The 22416-nt window shown below is 61.1% G+C and carries 16 protein-coding genes, 4 tRNA genes and 2 pseudogenes; 2 read left to right on the plus strand and 20 right to left on the minus strand.

The annotated features are described in order from the left end of the window. The first annotated feature begins 38 nt into the window (after positions 1–38). On the plus strand, positions 39–314 hold the full coding sequence (locus AB4O25_RS09155; RefSeq protein ID WP_460150780.1) for a hypothetical protein: 276 nt from the start codon (positions 39–41) through the stop codon (positions 312–314). Positions 315–1753: 1439 nt separating this feature from the next. Here AB4O25_RS09155 and AB4O25_RS09160 read toward each other — a convergent pair. Further along, positions 1754–1830, minus strand: a tRNA-Val gene (locus AB4O25_RS09160). 184 nt (positions 1831–2014) lie between these two features. Here AB4O25_RS09160 and AB4O25_RS09165 point away from each other — a divergent pair. After that, positions 2015–3299, plus strand: a pseudogene (locus AB4O25_RS09165) (NAD(P)/FAD-dependent oxidoreductase). A 157-nt stretch (positions 3300–3456) separates the two neighbouring features. Here the strand turns inward: AB4O25_RS09165 and AB4O25_RS09170 are convergent. The 19 genes and pseudogenes from AB4O25_RS09170 to leuC all read right to left on the minus strand — a co-directional run bounded on the left by AB4O25_RS09170 (position 3457) and on the right by leuC (position 22370). Beyond that, positions 3457–3533 (minus strand) — tRNA-Asp (locus AB4O25_RS09170). 105 nt (positions 3534–3638) lie between these two features. Continuing rightward, positions 3639–3715, minus strand: a tRNA-Asp gene (locus AB4O25_RS09175). Positions 3716–3771: 56 nt separating this feature from the next. Next, positions 3772–3847: transfer RNA gene (locus AB4O25_RS09180), tRNA-Val, on the minus strand. 107 nt (positions 3848–3954) lie between these two features. Next, positions 3955–4719, minus strand: a complete 765-nt coding sequence (locus AB4O25_RS09185; RefSeq protein ID WP_020379919.1) for an SDR family oxidoreductase — start codon at positions 4717–4719, stop codon at positions 3955–3957. An 11-nt stretch (positions 4720–4730) separates the two neighbouring features. Continuing rightward, on the minus strand, positions 4731–5942 hold the full coding sequence (locus AB4O25_RS09190) for an O-succinylhomoserine sulfhydrylase (RefSeq protein ID WP_065877647.1): 1212 nt from the start codon (positions 5940–5942) through the stop codon (positions 4731–4733). A 65-nt stretch (positions 5943–6007) separates the two neighbouring features. Continuing rightward, the gene (gene purF, locus AB4O25_RS09195) at positions 6008–7513 is read right to left on the minus strand and encodes an amidophosphoribosyltransferase (protein WP_017530181.1); all 1506 of its coding nucleotides are present in this window, start codon (positions 7511–7513) and stop codon (positions 6008–6010) included. 41 nt (positions 7514–7554) lie between these two features. Continuing rightward, positions 7555–8112, minus strand: coding sequence for a CvpA family protein (locus AB4O25_RS09200; protein WP_003192538.1), 558 nt, complete (start codon positions 8110–8112; stop codon positions 7555–7557). Between the two features lie 255 nt (positions 8113–8367). Then, entirely contained in the window at positions 8368–9030 is a 663-nt protein-coding gene (locus AB4O25_RS09205) for an SPOR domain-containing protein (RefSeq protein WP_460150781.1), read from the minus strand. Continuing rightward, positions 9014–10321: a bifunctional tetrahydrofolate synthase/dihydrofolate synthase gene (folC, locus tag AB4O25_RS09210; RefSeq protein ID WP_017530183.1), complete on the minus strand. Its 1308-nt coding sequence runs from the start codon at positions 10319–10321 to the stop codon at positions 9014–9016. Before folC ends, AB4O25_RS09205 begins: the two co-directional genes overlap by 17 nt. Then, a complete protein-coding gene (gene accD / locus AB4O25_RS09215; protein WP_017530184.1) occupies positions 10318–11238 on the minus strand; it encodes an acetyl-CoA carboxylase, carboxyltransferase subunit beta in 921 nt (306 codons plus the stop codon). The genes folC and accD overlap by 4 nt, the downstream gene beginning before the upstream one ends. A 247-nt stretch (positions 11239–11485) precedes the next feature. Beyond that, entirely contained in the window at positions 11486–12118 is a 633-nt protein-coding gene (locus tag AB4O25_RS09220) for a phosphoribosylanthranilate isomerase (RefSeq protein WP_017530185.1), read from the minus strand. Between the two features lie 63 nt (positions 12119–12181). Then, a complete protein-coding gene (gene truA, locus AB4O25_RS09225; RefSeq protein WP_020379920.1) occupies positions 12182–13006 on the minus strand; it encodes a tRNA pseudouridine(38-40) synthase TruA in 825 nt (274 codons plus the stop codon). Positions 13007–13133: 127 nt separating this feature from the next. Next, complete coding sequence (locus tag AB4O25_RS09230) at positions 13134–15665, minus strand: FimV/HubP family polar landmark protein (RefSeq protein ID WP_460150782.1); 2532 nt, start codon at positions 15663–15665, stop codon at positions 13134–13136. Between the two features lie 163 nt (positions 15666–15828). Beyond that, positions 15829–16838, minus strand: a pseudogene (locus AB4O25_RS09235) (aspartate-semialdehyde dehydrogenase). 229 nt (positions 16839–17067) lie between these two features. Next, entirely contained in the window at positions 17068–18180 is a 1113-nt protein-coding gene (gene asd / locus AB4O25_RS09240; RefSeq protein WP_460150783.1) for an aspartate-semialdehyde dehydrogenase, read from the minus strand. A 64-nt stretch (positions 18181–18244) separates the two neighbouring features. Continuing rightward, positions 18245–19327, minus strand: coding sequence for a 3-isopropylmalate dehydrogenase (leuB, locus tag AB4O25_RS09245; protein ID WP_460150784.1), 1083 nt, complete (start codon positions 19325–19327; stop codon positions 18245–18247). Between the two features lie 53 nt (positions 19328–19380). Beyond that, complete coding sequence (locus AB4O25_RS09250; RefSeq protein ID WP_017530191.1) at positions 19381–20145, minus strand: class I SAM-dependent methyltransferase; 765 nt, start codon at positions 20143–20145, stop codon at positions 19381–19383. A gap of 151 nt (positions 20146–20296) precedes the next feature. Beyond that, a complete protein-coding gene (gene leuD / locus AB4O25_RS09255) occupies positions 20297–20941 on the minus strand; it encodes a 3-isopropylmalate dehydratase small subunit (RefSeq protein WP_017530192.1) in 645 nt (214 codons plus the stop codon). A gap of 10 nt (positions 20942–20951) precedes the next feature. After that, positions 20952–22370 carry a 3-isopropylmalate dehydratase large subunit gene (gene leuC, locus AB4O25_RS09260; RefSeq protein WP_017530193.1) on the minus strand — a complete coding sequence of 473 codons (1419 nt, stop codon included), beginning with the start codon at positions 22368–22370 and terminating at the stop codon, positions 20952–20954. Positions 22371–22416: the final 46 nt, after the last annotated feature.

A 22416-nucleotide genomic window follows, 5' to 3' on the forward strand; every position in this document is an offset into this window, starting at 1 on the left:
ACTCACATTGCGTCCTAGCTAAGCGCTTAGGCGTCAGCATGATTACGCTTGACACTTATGCAGAAGAACAAGGTTGGAAAGAGGAACACCGTATCTATTGGCATGACAAATCAATTGAGATATTGAAACAAGAGCTAGTCAATGGAAACATCAGTGCCGTTAAGGAGATGTTAAAATTAACTGGTGGCGTAAGACCTGTAGGACGCCCACGTAAATTAGAGGCTGAGCGTGAAATTGCAATTGGTAAACGCATTCAGGAAGAATACGACGCAGACATTCGACGAATGAAGCTCGTAGACAGCAAACCAAGATAATTATTTATTAAGACAGGAGGGGTTCATTGACCCTGGAGGCTAGCATTCAATTTAAAACAGTGAGCATTGGACATAGCAAGGGCAGGTAGAGCGTGATGCTCAGATTCTAGGCGTACCTAGATGCCCCTCAGGGGTGCTCAATGCGTTACCACACTGGCCGTTCTTCATAGGGGCCAAGCCCTCTATGCCTGATAGTTCAGCTACCAGTCACCTGCCCTCCTAACCACGCCAGAAGGGGTAAGCGTTCCACGTCTGAGCGTGGCTGCTCCCACCGCTTATAGTCTCGATGCGACCGAATGAGCGTTCCTGATAGAACTACGCCATTGAAGGTTCGCTCTACCACTACTTACACAATCGCGCCCCTCAAAGTCAGGGACATACGGTTCAGCTTAAGCTAGGCCCGTTTGCCCGAACATCTGTATACGCCGGAAAGTAAATAGCGTCAAGCCCTAGCCTCGCCGAACTTGGCAGGTCATCGCAGCCAATGCACGCGTAGAAGCATCATCGGATTTTGCTTGGGTCACATAGCCCGCCACACAGTCACGAAACGGCATACTGATAGCGTAGGAAAGAACCAACGCAGCAAACACAATTGACGCAGCTAACCACTTCATCCGAAACATACCCTTACAAATTTAGCGGTTATAATACCACGACCATGATGCCAAATTGAAATCATCGCCTACGCTCCTTGAGCAACCATGACGTTGCGACTGGCCTACAGGAGCGAAACGAAGATGGCAAAGGCACCAATTGGTACTACGGGGACAACAGGTCAAAGCTGCCCAGAAAGCGGGATTTGGAAAGTAGTAGGCACTCCAAGCACCACGGCACCTATCGCCAAGGGTAATCGCTTCCCGCCTTACAGCGGCAAATCGGTGACCTGGAAGCTGACTCAGTACGCTTAAGATTGACCGAGGGCAGGGGCAACTCTGCTCTCACTATCTGTATTTAGCGGATGCCAGCCCCTGGAGTTTTGATTAGAAATTAACTAGCACCATTGCATACATAAGCACCCCACCCTACACCCCCTGCCCCACCCCTAGAGAGACACCCCCGCCAGCCCTACAGCAGCACACAGAGCGTTCAGGATTCACCACAGAGCGTAGGGCGTTGAGCGTGGCCGACAGGCGTACCCGCCTCACAGCAGGCAAGTAGCTCAGTTGGTTAGAAGCCTGCCCTTGCGAGGCACGAGCAACGGGCAAGGGAGTGAGCCTGCGAACGTACCACCACCTAGACAAGATAGTGAACGAGCCATGTATATCAATGGGTTAGGTAGAGTCGTTCACAAATATGAGTGTGAACAGGGGAAGTAAAGATCTACGCTCACATTGCCTTGTGTGAACGAAGCCTATAATTTGTGAACGTTTTCTTAGGCAAAGAAAAAGGGGAACCCTTTCGGATTCCCCCTCACACCGCCCAGCAGAGCGGATTTTGTTTGGTAGGCGCGATTGGACTCGAACCAACGACCCCCACCATGTCAAGGTGGTGCTCTAACCAACTGAGCTACGTGCCTGCTGTGAGGCGGCATTCTACGGAATTGCGCAGGGGTGTCAACATCTTTTTTGCAGCTAAGCCTATGAATATGCGAATTTTTTATTTGCAGCTGGCACACCCGCCTTTTCCGGGTGGCTGGCAGGCAATTTTCAACTGAGGTAGGATCTGGCCACTCGTAAAAAATATAAAACAGAGGTTCCAGGATGGCGAACACCCCCTACCCCCAATCGTATTACGCCGCTTCCGCGAATGCCGTTCCGCCTCGCCCGACGTTGCAAGGCGACGTCGAAACCGATGTCTGCGTGATCGGCGCCGGCTATACGGGCTTGTCCAGCGCGCTGTTTCTGCTGGAGAACGGTTTTCGCGTGACGGTACTGGAAGCCGCCAAAGGTGGGCTTTGGCGCGTCGGGCCGCAATGGCGGGCAGATCGTCAACAGTTACAGCCGCGATATCGATGTGATTGAGCGCAGCGTCGGGGCTCAGCAAGCCCAACTGCTGGGGCAGATGGCGTTCGAGGGCGGCAGGATCATTCGCGAGCGGGTCGCCAAGTATCAGATCCAGTGCGACCTGAAGGACGGCGGCGTGTTCGCCGCGCTCAACAGCAAGCACATGGGCCATCTGGAGTCGCAGAAGCGCCTGTGGGAGCGCTACGGCCATACGCAGCTGGAGTTGCTGGACGAACGCCGTATCCGCGAGGTGGTGGCCTGCGACAATTATGTCGGCGGCCTGCTGGACATGAGTGGCGGGCATATCCACCCGCTCAACCTGGCGCTCGGTGAAGCGGCCGCGGTGGAGTCGCTGGGCGGCACGATCTATGAGCAATCGGCGGCGGTGCGTATCGAGCGCGGCGCCAATCCGGTGGTGCACACCGCCGAGGGCAAGGTCCGGGCCAAGTTCATCATCGTCGCGGGCAATGCCTACTTGGGCAACCTGGTGCCGGAGCTGGCGGCCAAGTCGATGCCGTGCGGCACACAGGTGATCACCACCGCGCCACTGGGGGACGAACTCGCCAGGACGCTTCTGCCGCAGGATTACTGCGTGGAAGACTGCAACTACCTGCTCGACTACTACCGCCTTACGAGCGACAAGCGCCTGATCTTCGGCGGCGGCGTGGTGTACGGCGCGCGCGATCCGGCGAATATCGAGGCAATCATCCGGCCGAAAATGCTCAAGGCCTTCCCGCAACTCAAGGATGTGAAGATCGACTACGCCTGGACCGGCAATTTCCTACTGACCTTGTCGCGACTGCCGCAGGTGGGTCGCCTGGGTGACAACATTTACTACTCGCAGGGCTGCAGCGGCCATGGCGTGACCTACACGCACCTGGCAGGCAAGGTACTGGCCGAAGCATTGAGAGGCCAGGCCGAACGTTTTGACGCGTTTGCCGACCTGCCGCACTACCCGTTCCCGGGCGGGCAACTGTTGCGCACGCCGTTTGCGGCGCTGGGGGCTTGGTACTACGGCTTGCGGGACAAGTTGGGGTTCTGACACTGCCAAGGGGGCCGGCTCGCCGGCTCTCGCAACACATCACCAAATCGCAGACACAAAAAACCCCGGTCTTTCGACCAGGGTCTTTGCTATCGGATCAAAGCAGCCAATGGCTTTCTTTGTGCTTCAAGGCGTTCAGTGGGCCTTGAGGCAGATATGGCGCAGCGGACGGGACTCGAACCCGCGACCCCCGGCGTGACAGGCCGGTATTCTAACCGACTGAACTACCGCTGCGTATCGCTTGACTGGCTGAGCGTAAACCCTCAACCGTCTTTAAACGTCTGACCGAGCAACCTTGGCTGTTCGATCTCAAGCCCGATAACTCGAACCTGGAAAATATGGCGCAGCGGACGGGACTCGAACCCGCGACCCCCGGCGTGACAGGCCGGTATTCTAACCGACTGAACTACCGCTGCGCGTCGGTTGCAACCTTTAACGTTGCGTCTTGCCCAAGGGCAAAACTCTCAAGAAGTGGTGGGTGATGACGGGATCGAACCGCCGACCCTCTGCTTGTAAGGCAGATGCTCTCCCAGCTGAGCTAATCACCCTTTGCTTCGTTGAGGCCGCGAAATTTACGCAGGTAGCAGACCTAAGTCAATAGCCTGCTTGAAGTTTTTCTGAAAAAGACAAAATTGCTTCAAGACCGCTACCGGCCCTACTCGCTGTAAATCATCTTCTTGCTCATGCCGCCGTCCACCACAAACTCCTGCCCGGTCACAAAGCCCGCCTGGCGCGACAGCAGCCACGCCACCATCGCAGCCACGTCCTCGACTGTGCCCACCCTGCCCGCCGGATGCTGGGCGTGATCTGCGTCGGTCAAAGGCTCGGCACGCCGTGCGGCAGGATCACGCGCATCGATCCAGCCAGGGCTGACGGCATTGACCCGCACCTCCGGCCCGAGGCTGATGGCCAGCGCGTGCGTCAAGGCCAACAAACCGCCCTTGCTCGCCGCATAAGCTTCGGTGTCCGGCTCCGATTGACGGGCCCGCGTCGATGCCAGGTTGACGATCGCGCCGCCGTGGGCACGCAGGTAAGGCGCGCAGTGCTTGGCCAGCAACATCGGCCCACTGAGGTTCACCGCCAGCACGCGATTCCAGTAGGCCAGGTCAAGGCTTTCCAGGGTGATATTGCGCGGGTCGGCCACCGCCGCGTTGCACACCAACGCATCCAGGCGGCCAAACTGCCCGAGCACTTCGGCAACGCCTTGGGCGACCTGCTTCTCATCGGCCACATCCATGGTGATGAACCAGGCGTTTTCACCCAGCACCTTGGACACCTTGGCACCGCGCTCGCGGTCCAGGTCGGTCAACACCACTTGCCAACCTTCACTGATCAACCACGCCGCGATCCCAAGGCCAATGCCTCGCGCAGCGCCTGTCACCAGCGCGACGCGCCCGTTAGTGGCCGCCGCGGCTTCCATGGACCACTCGATCACAACGCCGCCAACCCGCGAGCCAGGTCTGCCTGCAGGTCAGCCACGTCTTCCAGGCCCACCGCGATGCGGATCAGACTGTCACGAATACCCGCCGCCTCACGCTCCTGCGGCGCCAGACGGCCGTGGGAAGTGGTACTCGGATGGGTAATCGTGGTTTTGCTGTCGCCCAGGTTAGCCGTGATGGAGATCAGGCGCGTCGCATCGATAAAGCGCCACGCCCCCTCTTTGCCCCCCTTCACTTCGAAGCTCACCACCGCGCCGAAACCACGCTGCTGGCGCTGCGCCAATTCGTGTTGCGGATGGCTCCGGAGCCCGGCGTAGTGGACTTTTTCGATGGCGTCCTGCTGCTCCAACCACTCGGCCAGGGCCTGGGCATTGGCGCAATGGGCTTTCATGCGCAGGCTCAGGGTTTCCAGGCCCTTGAGAAAAATCCAGGCGTTGAACGGGCTCAAGGTCGGGCCGGCGGTGCGCAGGAAGCCCACCACTTCCTTCATCTGCTCGCCACGACCGGCCACCACACCGCCCATGCAACGGCCCTGGCCGTCGATGAACTTGGTGGCCGAGTGCACCACAACGTCCGCGCCCAGCTTCAGCGGCTGCTGCAACGCAGGCGTGCAGAAGCAGTTGTCGACTACCAGCATGGCGCCCTTGGCATGAGCGACTTCGGACAACGCAGCGATATCCACCAATTCAGCCAGCGGGTTCGAGGGCGACTCGACGAACAACAATTTGGTGTTGGCCTTGATCGCCGCATCCCAACCGGACAGATCGGCCAAGGGCACGTAGTCCACTTCGATGCCGAAGCGCTTGAAGTACTTCTCGAACAGGCTGATGGTCGAACCGAACACACTACGCGACACCAGCACATGGTCGCCGGCACTGCACAGGCTCATCACCACCGCCAGGATCGCCGCCATGCCGGTCGCCGTCGCCACTGCCTGCTCGGCACCTTCCAGGGCCGCGATACGCTCTTCGAACGCACGCACGGTCGGGTTGGTGTAGCGCGAGTAGACGTTGCCCGGCACCTCGCCAGCAAAGCGCGCAGCCGCATCGGCTGCCGTGCGGAACACGTAGCTGGAGGTGAAGAACATCGGGTCGCCGTGCTCACCTTCAGGGGTCCGGTGCTGGCCTGCGCGCACAGCCAGAGTATCGAAAGCTACGCCATCGAGGTCGCTGTCCAACCGACCGGCATCCCATTCCTGACTCATGCTGCCACTCCTTGCTCAATGCTTTATTTATGATGCAAAACCGGCCCCTCAGGGCCGGTGTCTACTCAGTTGTTGTACAGATCGATGATCGCGCTGACCGCCTGGGTCTTGATCTTCGAGGAGTCGTTACGCGCCTGCTCGATCTTGTTCAGGTAGGCCTCGTCGACGTCACCGGTCACATATTTGCCGTCGAACACCGCGCAGTCGAACTGCTCGATCTTGATCTTGCCACCACCGACCGCTTCGATCAGGTCCGGCAGGTCCTGATAGATCAGCCAATCGGCGCCGATCAGGTCGGCCACGTCCTGGGTGCTGCGGTTGTGGGCGATCAATTCGTGGGCGCTCGGCATGTCGATACCGTACACGTTCGGGTAACGCACGGCAGGCGCGGCGGAACAGAAGTACACGTTCTTCGCCCCGGCTTCGCGGGCCATCTGGATGATCTGCTTACAGGTGGTACCGCGCACGATGGAGTCATCCACCAGCATCACGTTCTTGCCGCGAAATTCCAGCTCGATGGCGTTGAGCTTCTGGCGTACCGACTTCTTGCGCGCCGCCTGGCCCGGCATGATGAAGGTACGACCGATGTAGCGGTTCTTGACGAAGCCTTCGCGGAACTTGACGCCCAGGTGGTTGGCCAGTTCCAGCGCGGCGGTGCGGCTGGTGTCCGGGATCGGGATGACCACATCGATATCGTGCTCGGGACGCTCGCGCAGGATCTTGTCGGCCAGCTTCTCGCCCATGCGCAGGCGCGCCTTGTATACCGAAACACCATCGATGATCGAATCCGGACGCGCCAGGTAGACGTGTTCGAAGATGCACGGGGTGAGTTTCGGCGCCACGGCGCACTGGCGGGTGTGCAGCTTGCCATCTTCGGTGATGTACACCGCTTCGCCCGGCGCGAGGTCGCGGATCAGGGTAAAGCCCAGCACATCCAGGGACACGCTTTCGGAAGCGATCATGTACTCGACGCCTTCGTCGGTGTGACGCTGGCCGAACACGATCGGGCGGATGCCGTGCGGGTCGCGGAAACCAACGATGCCGTAACCGGTGATCATCGCCACCACGGCATAACCACCGACGCAACGGTTGTGCACATCGATCACGGCGGCGAACACGTCTTCTTCGGTCGGCTGCAGCTTGCCGCGCTGGGCCAGCTCGTGGGCAAACACGTTGAGCAGCACTTCCGAGTCGGAACTGGTGTTGACGTGGCGCAGGTCAGATTCGTAAATCTCCTTGGCCAGTTGTTCCACGTTGGTCAGGTTGCCGTTATGCGCCAGGGTGATGCCGTAAGGCGAGTTGACGTAAAACGGTTGAGCTTCGGCCGAGGTCGAGCTGCCGGCAGTCGGGTAACGCACATGACCAATGCCCATGTGCCCGACCAGCCGCTGCATGTGACGCTGGTGGAACACGTCACGCACCAGGCCATTATCCTTGCGCAGGAATAACCGGCCGTCATGGCTGGTCACAATACCGGCAGCGTCCTGGCCGCGGTGCTGGAGGACGGTTAGCGCGTCATACAGCGCCTGATTGACGTTCGACTTACCGACGATACCGACGATGCCACACATGCGACGCAACCCCTACTTAATGGATCTTGACTGAACACAGCTCACTGAGGCGTTTTGGCCGGCAAGAGGTGTTCCTTGAACGGAAGATCAGCGGGTACGCTGATTCCGCTGGCCAGCCACTGACTGCTCCACCCCAAAATGAGGTTCTTGGACCAGTCTGCAACCAATAGAAATTTTGGCACGAGTACCGACTCCTGCCACCACGAATCCTGCTGTACCGGCCCCAGGCTCAACAGCCCGACCGCCACGACCACCAGCAATGCGCCACGCGCGGCACCAAAGGCCATGCCGAGAAATCGATCGGTCCCGGAGAGGCCGGTGACACGTATCAACTCGCCAATAAGATAATTGACCATTGCTCCCACCAGCAGCGTGGCGATGAACATGATGGCGCAGCCCGCGATGACGCGAGCCGAAGGTGTTTCGATGTAACCGGCCAGGTAAACCGACAATGAACCACCAAACATCCAGGCTACGACTCCTGCGATGATCCAGGTCAGCAACGACAGTGCTTCTTTTACAAAGCCGCGGCTCAGACTGATCAACGCGGAGATGGCGACGATGGCAACAATCGCCCAATCAACCCAGGTAAATGGCACAGTGCAGCCTACGTACGGATAAGGCGGCGCATTTTAGCAGAGCGCCGGGCTGTCGGTAAGCTGTGATTGCGGCTGCTTTGCAAATCAATAGTTTGTGGCGAGCCAATCGCATTTCAACCCCCACCACATCAATGTGGAAGGGGGCTTGCTCCCGATGGCGGTGGGTCAGTCAGAAAGTCTGATACTGATACACCGCTATCGGGAGCAAGCCCCCTCCCACACTTAACTGCATTCCAAGCTGAAATCGATGCGGAATCAGCCGCGCTCAGGCTGGAAACGGGTCACGAACCCCTTCAGGTTCTGCTGACGATCCAGCAAATCGCGCAGGCGATCCGCCTCGGCGCGCTCGATCAGCGGCCCGATAAACACACGGTTCTTGCCATCGGCACTGCGGATGTAAGCGTTGTACCCCTGGGCACGCAGCTTCTTCTGCAAAGCGTCGGCACCTTCGCGATTGCCCAGGCTGGCCACCTGGATCGACCAACTGATCGGCAAGCCATTCGGGTCGATGCGGCTCTGCCCCACATCCGGCTTGCCTGGCGCCGCAGGTTGCGGCGCTACCGGCCTGGGCGGGGACGCAGGAGCAGCAGGCTTGGCGGCGACAGCCGGCGCAGCGGGCGCCGGCTTGACCACCGGCACGCTTGGCTGCACCGGCATCGACGGCGCCTGCTGCGCGGCCACTTCCTCATCCGTTGGCACAGGCTCTTGTTCCGGCAACGCCTGGGGCTCGGGCACCACCACAGGCTCAACCTGCACCTGCGGCACGGCCGGCGCCTGCGGCGCAGCCGGGGCTTCAACCACGACCTGGCGTTGCTCGTCCTGGCGGGAAAACAACATCGGCAGGAAAATCACCGCCAGCGCCACCAGAACCAGGGCTCCAACCATTCGCTGCTTGTACGCGCTATCGAGTAATGCCATGTGCAGCTTCCTCCGTGGAGCGCCGGGCCAACCACTCAAGCGCCTCGGCAACACAATAAAATGATCCGAACAACAGAATCTCGTCCTCCGCCGTCGCCACCGCGCACTGCGCCTCAAGGGCCGCCGTCACGCTTGCATACGATGCCACGGACGCACCAAGGTTCTGCAAGGCCACTTCGAGTTCTGCCGCCGGACGACTGCGCGGCGTATCCAGCGGCGCTACCGCCCAAGCCTGGACACTGCTCGACAACGGTGCAAGCACACCCTCCAGGTCCTTGTCGGCCAGCAAACCGAACACGGCAAGGCGCCGACCGGCCGGCGCCGTGCGCGCCAAACGCCGGGCCAGATAGTCCGCCGCATGGGGGTTATGCCCAACGTCCAACAAGAGGCTCAAGCGCTTGCCCTGCCAGTCGACTACGCGACGGTCCAGGCGCCCTACCACGCGCGTCGCCAGCAAGGTCGCGGCAATCTGCTCGGCATTCCACGGCAGATCCAGCAGCAGATAAGCTTGCAGCGCGAGCGCAGCGTTTTCCATCGGCAGGTTCAGCAGCGGCAGGTCGCGCAGCTCTACGGCTTGACCTCGGGCATCACGCCCACGCCACTGCCAAGACTGCTCGCCGACCTCGAGATTGAATTCGCGCCCCCGCAGGAAAAATGGGCAGGCCAGTTCTCGCACCTTGTCCAGCAAGGGTTGTGGCGGGTCCAGATCACCGCACAGCGCCGGCTTGCCCTGACGGAAGATTCCGGCCTTTTCGTAGGACACGGACTCACGGGTATTACCCAGGTAGTCAGCATGGTCCACGCCAATACTGGTGACCAGCGCCAGGTCCGCATCCACCACATTGACCGTGTCCAGACGCCCACCCAGCCCCACTTCCAGCACGACCACATCCAGTTGCGCGCGCTCGAACAGCCAGAACGCCGCCAGGGTGCCCATCTCGAAGTAAGTCAGGGAAGTTTCGCCCCGGCCGGCATCCAGTGCCGCGAAGGCTTCGCAGAGCTGCTCGTCGGTGGCTTCGACACCATTGAGCTGCACGCGCTCGTTATAGCGCAGCAGGTGCGGTGAGCTGTACACGCCCACTTTCAGCCCTTGGGCTTGCAGCAGCGCGGCAACGAAGGCGCAGGTAGAGCCTTTGCCATTGGTGCCGGTCACCGTGATCACACGCGGTGCCGGCCGGCCCAACCCAAGGCGGGCCGCTACCTGTTGCGAGCGCTCCAGGCCCATGTCGATGGCGGACGGATGCAACTGCTCAAGGTAGGCGAGCCATTCGCCCAGGGTTCGCTGGGTCATAGGTTCGCAGGCACAGGCGGTACGACAATCGGCTCTACTTTAGGCGCGATGTAGACCGGCGTCGGCAGCCCCATCATTTGCGCCAGCAGGTTACCCAGGCGTGGACGCAACTCACCGCGCGCAATGATCATGTCGATCGCGCCATGCTCCAGCAGGAACTCGCTGCGCTGGAAGCCTTCCGGCAGTTTTTCGCGAACGGTCTGCTCGATCACGCGCGGGCCGGCAAAGCCGATCAGGGCTTTCGGCTCGCCGACGATTACATCGCCCAGCATCGCCAGGCTGGCGGATACGCCGCCGTAGACCGGGTCGGTCAGCACGGAGATAAACGGAATACCTTCTTCGCGCAGACGCGCCAATACTGCGGAGGTCTTGGCCATTTGCATCAGGGAAATCAGCGCTTCCTGCATGCGTGCACCACCGGAAGCGGCGAAGCAGATCATCGGGCAACGGTTTTCCAGGGCATAGTTGGCGGCGCGAACAAAACGCTCGCCAACGATGGCGCCCATGGAGCCGCCCATGAAGGAGAACTCGAACGCCGACACGACCACAGGCATGCCCAGCAGCTTGCCGCTGACGGAGATCAAGGCATCCTTCTCACCCGTCTGCTTTTGCGCAGCGCTCAGGCGGTCCTTGTACTTCTTGCCGTCGCGGAACTTGAGACGGTCAACCGGCTCCAGGTCCGCGCCCAGCTCGTTACGGCCGTCGGCATCCAGGAAGATGTCGATACGCGCGCGCGCGCCGATACGCATGTGATGGTTGCACTTGGGGCAAACGTCCAGGGTCTTTTCCAGCTCCGGGCGGTACAGCACCGCGTCGCAGGAAGGGCATTTGTGCCACAGACCTTCAGGAACCGAGCTTTTTTTCACCTCGGAACGCATGATCGAAGGGATCAGTTTGTCTACTAACCAGTTGCTCATGCTTTCTTTCTCCAGTACCGGTGGCTTGAACACAGCCCCGCGTATGCCCTTGAGCTAAATTCATTTATGTGACGATGACGCCAGTTGGACGGGGTCAGACGTTCGACCTGCCATTTCCAACCCGCACCCTCAGCCTTCCAGACAACCTGCCAGTGCAGGGTTGCCACTTCTGTTTCCAGGCCACCCACAGGCGGCACCGGACTGTTTTACACAGTGGTAGTTATGGACGGCGGCAGACTGCCAGCCGTCACATCCCACCGTTGCTGTTGCGCACCGCGTGTAGGAATGCGCGAATCTTGGCGTGGTCCTTGATACCCTTGCCCTGCTCCACCCCGCCACTGACATCCACGGCATACGGCCGGACCTGGGCGATGGCCGCCCCGACGTTCGCCGGGTCAAGGCCGCCGGCCAGGATGATCGGCGTGCCCAGCCCTTCGGGAATCAGCGTCCAATCGAACGCCTCCCCCGTACCACCCGGTACACCTTCGACGTAGGTGTCGAGCAGGATCCCGCGCGCCCCGGCGTACGCGGCACAGGCGGCGGCGATGTCATCACCGGCCTTGACGCGCAGCGCCTTGATGTACGGGCGCTGGTAGCTGTCACATTCGTCCGGGGTTTCGTCGCCGTGAAACTGCAGCATGTCCAGCGGCACGGCATCCAGGGTTTCGTTGAGTTCGCAACGGCTGGCATTGACGAACAATCCCACAGTGGTGACGAACGGCGGCAGTGCCTGGATGATCGCACGCGCCTGCAGCACATTCACTGCGCGCGGGCTCTTGGCATAAAACACAAAACCGATGGCATCCGCCCCCGCCTCGACCGCCGCCAGCGCGTCTTCTATGCGGGTAATCCCGCAAATCTTGCTGCGAACGGCTGACATGTCGTAGAAACCTCAGGGTTTGGCCGAGAAAGTCCCGGATGGTAACAAAAGCTTTTCCGGGCGTCAGCCGCCAAGTTCGCTGAAACCGGTAAGGAAATGTGGCCCGATAAAACGATCCGGCAGTTCGAACTCGTCGCGGTACTCCACATCGACCAGATACAGCCCGAACGGATGCGCCGTGACGCCACCCGTGCGGCGGATGCGGCTCTCGAGCACTTCCCTGGCCCACTCCACCGGACGCTCGCCGGTGCCGATGGTCATCAGCACGCCGGCAATGTTGCGCACCATATGGTGCAGGAACGCACCGGCACGGATGTCCAGCACAATCATCTTGCCGTGGCGACTCACCCGCAGGTGATGCACCTCCTTGATCGGCGACTTGGCCTGGCACTGGCCGGCACGGAAGGCACTGAAATCATGCACGCCCACCAGATGCTGCGCGGCTTCGGCCATGCGCTCGGCGTCCAGCGGGCGGTGGTTCCAGGTAATTTCTTCGTTAAGGTGCGCCGGGCGGATCTGGTCGTTGTAGATCACATAGCGATAGCGCCGGGCAATCGCCTTGAAGCGTGCATGAAAATGCGCCGGCATGACCTTGGCCCAACTGACGCTCACATCATGAGGCAGATTGATATTAGCGCCCATCACCCACGCCTTCATCGTGCGCTCGGCCTGGGTGTCAAAGTGCACCACTTGGCCACAGGCGTGTACCCCGGCGTCGGTACGCCCGGCGCACATCAGCGAGACCGGCGAATCGGCGACCTTGGACAGGGCCTTTTCCAGAGTTTCCTGTACGGTCGGCACGCCCGATGCCTGGCGCTGCCAGCCGCGATAGCGCGAACCTTTGTATTCCACGCCCAGGGCGATGCGGTGAAAGCCTGCGGCCGCCATTTCGGCGGCCGCGTTATCTATATTTGCCAAGAATTGAGAGCCTGATGGGTTGCGCAAAGGCGGCCATTATAAAGACGGCGCAAGGGTGGCGGGCGATTTTGTTATGGAGTGCCCCCTCCCACAACCGTCAGATTCTGCCGAGCATTTCCTTGGCTTCGCCGCGCTGGGACTCATCGCCCTCAGTCAGCACTTCGGCCAGGATGTCTTTCGCGCCATCCGCATCGCCCATATCGATATAGGCCTGGGCCAGGTCCAGCTTGGTGGCAACCTCATTGGCGCCGGAGAGGAAGTCGAACTCCGGCTCATCATCACCCAGTGCAGCGTCTTCGGCCGTGAAGGACGGCCCGATAGGAGGATGCTCAAGGCTCTGGGACAGGCGGTCCAGCTCGGCGTTGACATCATCCAGTTCGGACGCGAAGGCATCGGGCTTGGCATCGGCTTGAGGCTCGTCCGCCAGTGACAGGTCGAAATCTTCCGGCAGATCGAAATCATCCAGCGCTGCGGGGGTGAGGGTCGGCGGCTCCACGGCCGGGACGTCCTTCATCTGCTCTTCCAAGCCCGAAAGGAAGTCATCATCGGACAGGGTCGAAGCCGGCCCATCCACTTGCAGATCCAAGTCGAAGTCCGACAATTCGTTGGCTGCGGTTTGCTGTTGCAGCACCGATTCAAAACTCAACACATCATCCGGATCGGCCGGCGACGCTGCTTCAAGGTCGTCCAGACTCAGATCAAAATCGGTGTCGGCCGCTTCAGGTTCAGGCGCCGCAGCTGCCGGTTTGTCCTCCAGCAACTCCTTGACGTACTGAGCATCCAGCGCCGCAGCAGCTACCGCAGCACTGACGCCTGCCGCCACGACGGCCATCGCAGGGAAGCGCGACTTGAGCTGCTCGACCTGGGCATGGTTTTCACCATTGGCCACCAACTGACGCTCCTGGGTCACGAAGCCGTCTTTGTCGCTTTGCAGGCCGTAGACTTCCATCAGCTTCAAACGCAGGTCGCTGCGCTTGGGCTCCTGCTTGATCGCCTGCTCCAGCACATCGGCGGCCTGGTTCAGATGACCACGATCGATATGGGACTGGGCTTGCGCCAGCGCATCGTTGGAGTTGACCGGCGCCACGGCGACGGCCAGCGGCGCGAGCACGGAAGCAACCGTTGGCACCACGGCTGCCGGCTGCACTGGCGCCGGGGCGGGCGCGGCCGTCAGCTTGACGTTTGGCGGCGGCGTTTCCAGGCCTTCAAAACTGTCCGATGGCAGGTCCTGCTCGATGTTCGAGCTGAACAGAGGCTCTTCAGCCAGGGCCCGCGCCATGCGCAGGTGCTTTTCCTCTTCACGGCGGGCGTTGCGATGGCGCGCCCACAGCAGCAGGAGCAACAGCACCACCAGCCCCGCCGCGCCGCCGATAACGCCAAGCACAACCGGGTTGGTCAGCAGCTCGTTGAATTTGCCTTCGGCGGTGTCAGCCGCAGCGACTGGCTTGACCGGCTCGGGCGCGGGCGTCGGCGCCGCGACGGGGGCCGCTGGGGCCGCCACGGGCGCGGCAGGCTCAGTGGCCAACTGTGCGGGCATTACCGCCGTCGGTTGCGCGGCCGGCTCGACTTTTTCCGCCTGCAGACGGGCCAATTGATCGTTCTTCAGTTGAATCAGCTTTTGCAGCTTATCCAACTGGCTTTGCAAATCGGCCGCGCGGCTTTTCAGCTCTTCGTTGTCGCGGCGAGTCGTGTCCAGTTGCTCCTGGGTCATCGCCAGTTTGTCGCTCAGGGCCTGACTGTCACCGGACTTGCCTTTGCCACCCTTCTTGGCCGCTTCGGCCGAAACCAAGCTCAAATTGTCCTTGGCATTGGTGGTAGACGGTGCGTTGCCCGCCTGGGTGCGCTTGGTGGCGTCCAGTTGCTGTTTGCCGGCGGCCTGGTTATTGGCCGAGCGCCGGCCCTGGCGCCACGCATCGTTCTGCGCACGCACTTCGGCGATCGCCTGGGGTTGCGGCAGCGCCGTGCTTTGCACCGTGTCCGGCAGGCGCAGCACCTGGCCGGTTTTAAGGCGATTGATATTGCCGCCGACAAAGGCGCCAGGGTTCAACGCCTGGATGGCCAGCATGGTCTGCTGCACCGAGCCGCCGTTGCGGTATTTCTCGGCAATTTCCCACAGGGTGTCGCGGGAGGTGGTGGTGTGTTGGGCCGAGGTGCTGGCGGCGGGCGCGCTGCTGGCAGGCGCACTCAAGCGCGGCGCGGCGGCCTTGGCCACCGGTGCGGGTTGGTCGAATTTGGCCGGGTCGAGCAATACGCTGTAGTCGCGCATCAGGCGACCGTTGGGCCATTGCACCTGCGGCAGAAAGCGCACATAGGAATCAGGCAGCGGCTTGCTGGAGGTGACACGCACCACGCTGCGACCATTGGGGTTGATCACCGGGGTAAACGTCAGGTCATTGAGAAACGCCTGGCGATCCACGCCCGCATCCACAAACGCCTGGGATGAAGCCAGGCTCGGGGTGATCTCGGCCGCCGTGAGGCCACCGACATCCAGCAATTCGATTTCCACCGACAGGGGCTGGTTCAACTTCGACTTGAGGGTCATTTCCCCGAGCTGCAGCGCCTGCGCCATACCGGAGGACAGCGCCGAGGCGGCCGCTATTGCTAACACCAGTTTGCGAACTTGAACCATAGCCTCATCCTTTGTCTGAACACTCCCCGGCCTGCGAGAAGGTTGGTAACCGCTTGCCATAAGGCATGGCGAGCCGATAGGTCACCGACACGCAACTGTTCCTGCTTGGGGCCAAGCATAGCGCCTGGTTAGAATCAATCTACAAATTGCCGCCAAGTATCTTTTACACAAGGCCTTTTATCAACAACTGCGCCAGTTGCACCGCGTTAAGGGCTGCGCCTTTACGTACGTTATCTGACGTCAACCACAAATTTAGTTCCGCAGGGTCATCCACGCCGGTGCGAACACGGCCCACATAGACCACATCCTGCCCCACGGCATCGCCCACGGCAGTGGGGTAATCCCCTCCTCTACCAGCTCTATGCCTGGTGCGGTGCCGAGCACGCGGTTGACCGCCGCCAGGTCAACCGGCGCGCCCAACTGCAACGACACAGTCAGGCTATCGCCAAAAAACACCGGGGCTTGAACGCAAGTTGCGGAAATCTTTAGCAAAGGTAATTCCAGCACTGCACGAAGTTCGTGTACGAGACGCTTCTCCAGGGCGGTATGACCTTGAGCATCTGGCGTGCCGACTTGTGCCAGCAGGTTGAAGGCCATCTGCCGATCAAAGAACTTCGGCTCCAGCGGGCGTACGTTCAGCAGTTCCGCCGTCTGACGGGCCAACTCACTGACCGCCTCACGGCCTTGGGCCGACACCGCCAGGTTGGCGGTAACGCTGACGCGCTGGATATCCAGCACCGCGCGCAACGGCGCCAGCACCACGGCCAGGTTGGTGGCGGACGGGCTCGGGCTGCCAAGCTGGAAGGGTTTTTTCAGGCTGCCCAGAACGTGTGCATTGGCTTCGGGCACCACCTGGGGCGCTTGGTCGACGGGCAAGGCACCCGACAAATCGATCACCGCACACCCTGCCGCCGTGGCGCGCGGTGCAAAGCTCAGGGTTACCGCAGGGCCAGCGGCGAAAAACGCCAGTTGCGCCTTGCTGAAGTCGAACTCGTCGACTTCCTTGACCCGCACGTTCTTGCCACGAAACGGGACCGATGCACCGGCGGAGTTACTGCCCGCCAGCAAGTACAAGGTGCCCACCGGGAAATTCAGCTCTTCGAGAATCTGCACCAGGGTTTCGCCAACGGTGCCGGTGGCGCCGATTACGGCAATTTCAAAGGTCTGGGTCATGGGGGCTGCCTCGGGCATTGCGGGGGAGCGGCACTTTACCGGGTGGCAGGGGGTGAGGCAATTAGCCTGGGGGTTGTGGTGTGGCTGATGGCCTCATCGGGAGCAAGCCCCTCCCACATTTTGTTCTGCGCAGTGTGCGAGGGGGCTTGCTCCCGATGAGGCCCGAAAGCCCATTAAAAACCCCGCGCCTGTCACCAGAGCGCGGGGTTTTTAAACAGCCTACAAGCAATCAACGCTCCAGCAAAATCCGCAGCATACGGCGCAGCGGTTCAGCCGCGCCCCACAGCAGCTGGTCGCCCACGGTGAACGCGCCGAGGAACTGGCTGCCCATATTCAGCTTGCGCAGGCGGCCCACCGGTACATTCAGAGTGCCGGTGACCTTGGTCGGGCTCAGCTCCTGCATGCTGATATCGCGGTTGTTCGGCACCAGCTTGACCCATGGGTTGTGCTGGCTGATCAGCCCTTCGATATCGGCGATCGGCACATCTTTGTTCAACTTGATGGTCAGCGCCTGGCTGTGGCAACGCATGGCGCCGATACGCACGCAAATGCCGTCAACCGGGATCGGGCTCTTGAAGCGACCGAGGATCTTGTTGGTCTCGGCCTGGGCCTTCCACTCTTCACGGCTCTGGCCGTTGGGCAGTTCCTTGTCGATCCACGGGATCAGGCTACCGGCCAATGGCACGCCGAAGTTCTCGGTCGGGTAGGCATCGCTGCGCATGGCTTCGGCCACGCGGCGATCAATGTCGAGGATCGCGCTGGCCGGGTCGGCCAGTTGATCGGCGACAGCGGCGTGGGTCGCGCCCATCTGCTTGATCAGTTCGCGCATGTTCTGCGCGCCGGCGCCGGACGCCGCCTGATAGGTCATGGCGCTCATCCACTCCACCAGGCCAGCCTCGAACAGACCACCCAGGCCCATCAGCATCAGGCTGACGGTGCAGTTGCCGCCCACGTAATTCTTGGTGCCGGCGTCCAGTTGCTGGTCGATGACCTTGCGGTTGACCGGGTCGAGGATGATCACCGCATCGTCCTGCATGCGCAGGCTCGACGCGGCGTCGATCCAACAACCCTGCCAGCCGGCTTCGCGCAGCTTGGGGAAGACTTCGCTGGTGTAGTCGCCGCCCTGGCAGGTCAGGATCACGTCGAGGGTTTTGAGCTCGTCAATGCTGTAGGCGTCCTTGAGCGGGGCAATATCCTTGCCCACGGACGGCCCTTGGCCACCCACGTTCGATGTGGTGAAAAACACCGGCTCAATAAGATCGAAATCCTGCTCTTCCAGCATCCGCTGCATGAGCACGGAACCGACCATACCGCGCCAACCGATCAGACCTACACGTTTCATCGCAACTACACCTTGTTAAAAAGTGGGCCGCCTGGCGGCAATAACTGCCAGCGGGCCCGAGAGATTACAGATTCCGCAGCGCGGCGACTACTGCGTCGCCCATTTCTTGCGTTCCGACTTTGGTGCAACCCTGCGACCAGATGTCGCCGGTGCGCAGGCCTTGGTCCAGCACCAGGCTTACAGCCTTCTCGATGGCGTCCGCCGCATCGGACAGGTTGAAGCTGTAACGCAACATCATAGAGACCGACAAAATCGTCGCCAGCGGGTTGGCGATGCCCTGGCCCGCGATGTCCGGCGCCGAACCGTGGCAAGGCTCGTACATGCCCTTGTTGTTGGTATCCAGCGACGCCGACGGCAGCATGCCGATGGAACCGGTGAGCATGGAGGCCTGGTCGGACAGGATGTCGCCGAACAGGTTGTCGGTGACGATCACGTCGAACTGCTTCGGCGAGCGCACCAGTTGCATGGCGGCGTTGTCGACGTACATGTGGCTCAGCTCGACGTCCGGGTAGTCCTTGGCGACTTCTTCAACGATTTCGCGCCACAGCTGGCTGGAAGCCAGGACGTTGGCCTTGTCGACCGAGCAAACCTTTTTGCCGCGCACGCGAGCCATGTCGAAACCGACACGGGCGATACGGCGGATTTCGCTCTCGCTGTACGGCAGGGTGTCGTAGGCCTGGCGTTCGCCATTTTCCAACTCACGCACGCCGCGTGGCGAGCCGAAGTAGATACCGCCGGTCAGCTCACGCACGATCAGGATATCCAGGCCCGCCACTACTTCCGGCTTGAGGCTCGACGCATCGGCCAGTTGCGGGTAGAGGATCGCGGGGCGCAGGTTGCCGAACAGGCCCAGTTGCGCGCGGATTTTCAGCAGGCCGCGCTCAGGGCGGATATCACGTTCGATCTTGTCCCACTTCGGGCCACCCACGGCGCCGAGCAGTACGGCGTCGGCGGCGCGGGCGCGGTCCAAGGTTTCGTCGGCCAGGGGCACGCCGTGCTTGTCGATGGCTGCGCCGCCGATCACGTCGTGGCTCAGCTCGAAACCCAGGCTGTACTTGCTGTTGGCGAGTTCCAGCACCTTGACCGCTTCGGCCATGATTTCCGGACCAATACCGTCGCCAGGGAGAATCAGAATCTGCTTGCTCATGCGTTCCTCATTTCATCAAGCAACCCGCCCGTGGGCAGGTCGGGAAAAATCAATCAGCGTTCAGCGAAGACCACCAGCACGTCGGTGCTGAAGGTGCCGTCGGCTTGAATCTCATAGTAATCGCGTACTTCCTGGCCCATCGCCTGCTGCAACTGCAGGATCGCGACGCGCAAGGCTTGGGGCGTGCGCATGCGTTCGACCCAGGAGGTGTATTCCAGGCGCAGGCGCTGGCGACTGCTGTTGCGTACATGCAAACCGGCTTCGCTGAGCTGGCGCATCCACTCGGCGGCGGAGTAATCGCGCACGTGGCTGGTGTCGCGCAGCACTTCGACGGTTTGCAGGTAAGTGTCCAACAGCGGGCTGCCCGGTGACAAGACGTCGACAAACGCCGCCACACCGCCCGGCTTGAGCACGCGGCGCACTTCGCGCAGGGCCAGGCCAAGATCGCTCCAGTGGTGAGCCGAGTAGCGGCTGAACACGAAGTCAAACTCGCCATCGGCAAATGGCAGGCGTTCGGCGGCGCCCTGTACGGTGCTGATGTTGGTGAAGCCGCGATCTTGCGCAGCGCCAGCCACTACATCGAGCATCTGCTGGGACAGGTCATAGGCCACCACGTCTTTAACCAACGGCGCCACGTGGAAGCTGACATGCCCGGCGCCGCAGCCCAGATCCAGTAGCCGTGCACCGCCCTGCCCGGCCAGCTCGGCCTGCAGCAGCGCGAACTCGGTGCCTTGGGCGTGCACGGCACTGCTCAGGTAGGCCGCAGCCTGTTCGCCGAATTGTTTTTGCACGACTTGGGTATGGGCGGTGGTGGTCATGGTGGCTTTCCTTGGGTGGTGTGTTGTTAACACTGGCCATATCGGGGGCAAGCCCCCTCCCACCTTTGACTGCATTCACAGATCAAAATGTGGGAGGGGCGGTGCGACGATTCGACTTGCTCCCGATGGCGGCAGTCCTGCCTACAGCAAATCAGGCGTCGCGAAACAACCAAGGCTGGCTAGCCCGGTGTTTGGCTTCAAACGCGGCAATCGCCTCGCCGTCCTGCAAGGTCAGGCCAATATCATCCAGGCCGTTGATCAGGCAGTGTTTGCGGAAGGCGTCCACTTCAAAGTGATACACCTTGCCATCCGGACGGGTCACGGTTTGCGCGGCCAGGTCGACGGTCAATTGGTAGCCCACATCGGCTTCCACCTGCTTGAACAGTTCGTCGACTTCTGCGTCGGTCAAGATGATCGGCAACAGGCCGTTCTTGAAGCTGTTATTGAAGAAAATGTCGGCGTAGCTCGGCGCGATGATGCTGCGAAAGCCATATTCTTCCAGGGCCCACGGCGCGTGTTCACGGCTGGAGCCGCAACCGAAGTTTTCCCGGGCCAGCAATACACTGGCACCCTGGTAACGCTCGGCGTTGAGCACAAAGTCCTTGTTCAACGGGCGCTTGGAGTTGTCCTGGTAGGCGTAGCCCACATCCAGGTAGCGCCATTCGTCGAACAGGTTAGGGCCGAAACCGGTGCGCTTGATCGACTTCAAGAACTGCTTGGGGATGATCTGGTCGGTGTCCACGTTGGCACGGTCCAACGGCGCGACAAGACCTGTGTGTTGGGTAAAAGCTCTCATCGGGTATTCCTCAGATCAATTCGCGAACGTCGATGAAACGACCGTTGACGGCAGCCGCGGCGGCCATGGCCGGGCTGACCAGGTGGGTACGCCCGCCGGCGCCCTGACGCCCTTCGAAGTTACGGTTGGAGGTGGACGCGCAATGCTCGCCCGACTCCAGCCGGTCCGGGTTCATCGCCAGGCACATCGAACAGCCCGGCTCGCGCCACTCAAAACCGGCTTCCAGGAAGATTTTGTCCAGGCCTTCGGCTTCGGCTTGCGCTTTGACCAGGCCCGAGCCCGGCACCACGATGGCTTGCTTGATGGTCGAGGCGACCTTGCGGCCCTTGGCGATCACCGCCGCAGCGCGCAGGTCTTCGATCCGCGAGTTGGTGCAGGAGCCGATGAATACGCGGTCCAACTGGATGTCGGTGATCGCCTGGTTGGCTTTCAACCCCATGTATTTCAAGGCGCGCTCGATGGAACCGCGCTTGACCAGGTCGGCCTCTTTGGCCGGGTCCGGCACGTTCTGGTCAACGGCCAAGACCATTTCCGGCGAAGTGCCCCAGCTGACTTGCGGCTTGATCTGCGCGGCGTCGAGCTCAACCACGGTGTCGAACACCGCGTCGGCGTCCGACACCAGGTCTTTCCAGGCTTCGACCGCGGCGTCCCAATCGGCGCCGCTTGGCGCGAACGGACGACCTTTGACGTATTCAACGGTCTTCTCATCCGCCGCCACCATGCCCACACGGGCACCGGCTTCGATGGACATGTTGCAAATGGTCATGCGGCCTTCGATGGACAGGTCGCGGATCGCACTGCCGGCGAATTCAATGGCGTGGCCATTACCGCCGGCGGTGCCGATCTTGCCGATCACGGCGAGCACGATGTCCTTGGCGGTGACGCCGAACGGCAAGGTGCCTTCGACACGCACCAGCATGTTCTTCATCTTTTTGGCGACCAGGCACTGGGTGGCGAACACATGCTCCACCTCGGACGTACCGATGCCATGGGCCAAGGCGCCAAAGGCCCCGTGGGTGGAGGTGTGCGAGTCGCCGCAAACCACGGTCATGCCCGGCAACGTGGCGCCCTGCTCCGGGCCGATGACGTGGACGATGCCTTGACGCACGTCATTCATCTTGAATTCGGTGATGCCATATTCGTCGCAGTAGTCATCCAGGGTCTGTACCTGCAGACGCGATACCTGGTCGGCAATCGCTTCGATGCCGCCCTTGCGCTCCGGGGTGGTCGGTACGTTGTGGTCCGGGGTAGCGATGATCGAGTCGACACGCCAAGGCTTGCGCCCTGCCAGTCGCAGGCCTTCGAACGCTTGGGGCGAGGTCACTTCATGGATGATGTGACGGTCGATGTAGATCAGCGACGACCCATCATCGCGCCGTTTCACTTCATGGGAATCCCAAAGCTTGTCGTAAAGCGTTTTGCCGGCCATCAGTCGGTCCTCATCAGCGGTATTTCATGCGCCGGGCTTTTCAATA

The sequence above is a fragment of the Pseudomonas sp. S3_A03 genome, from assembly GCF_054668275.1.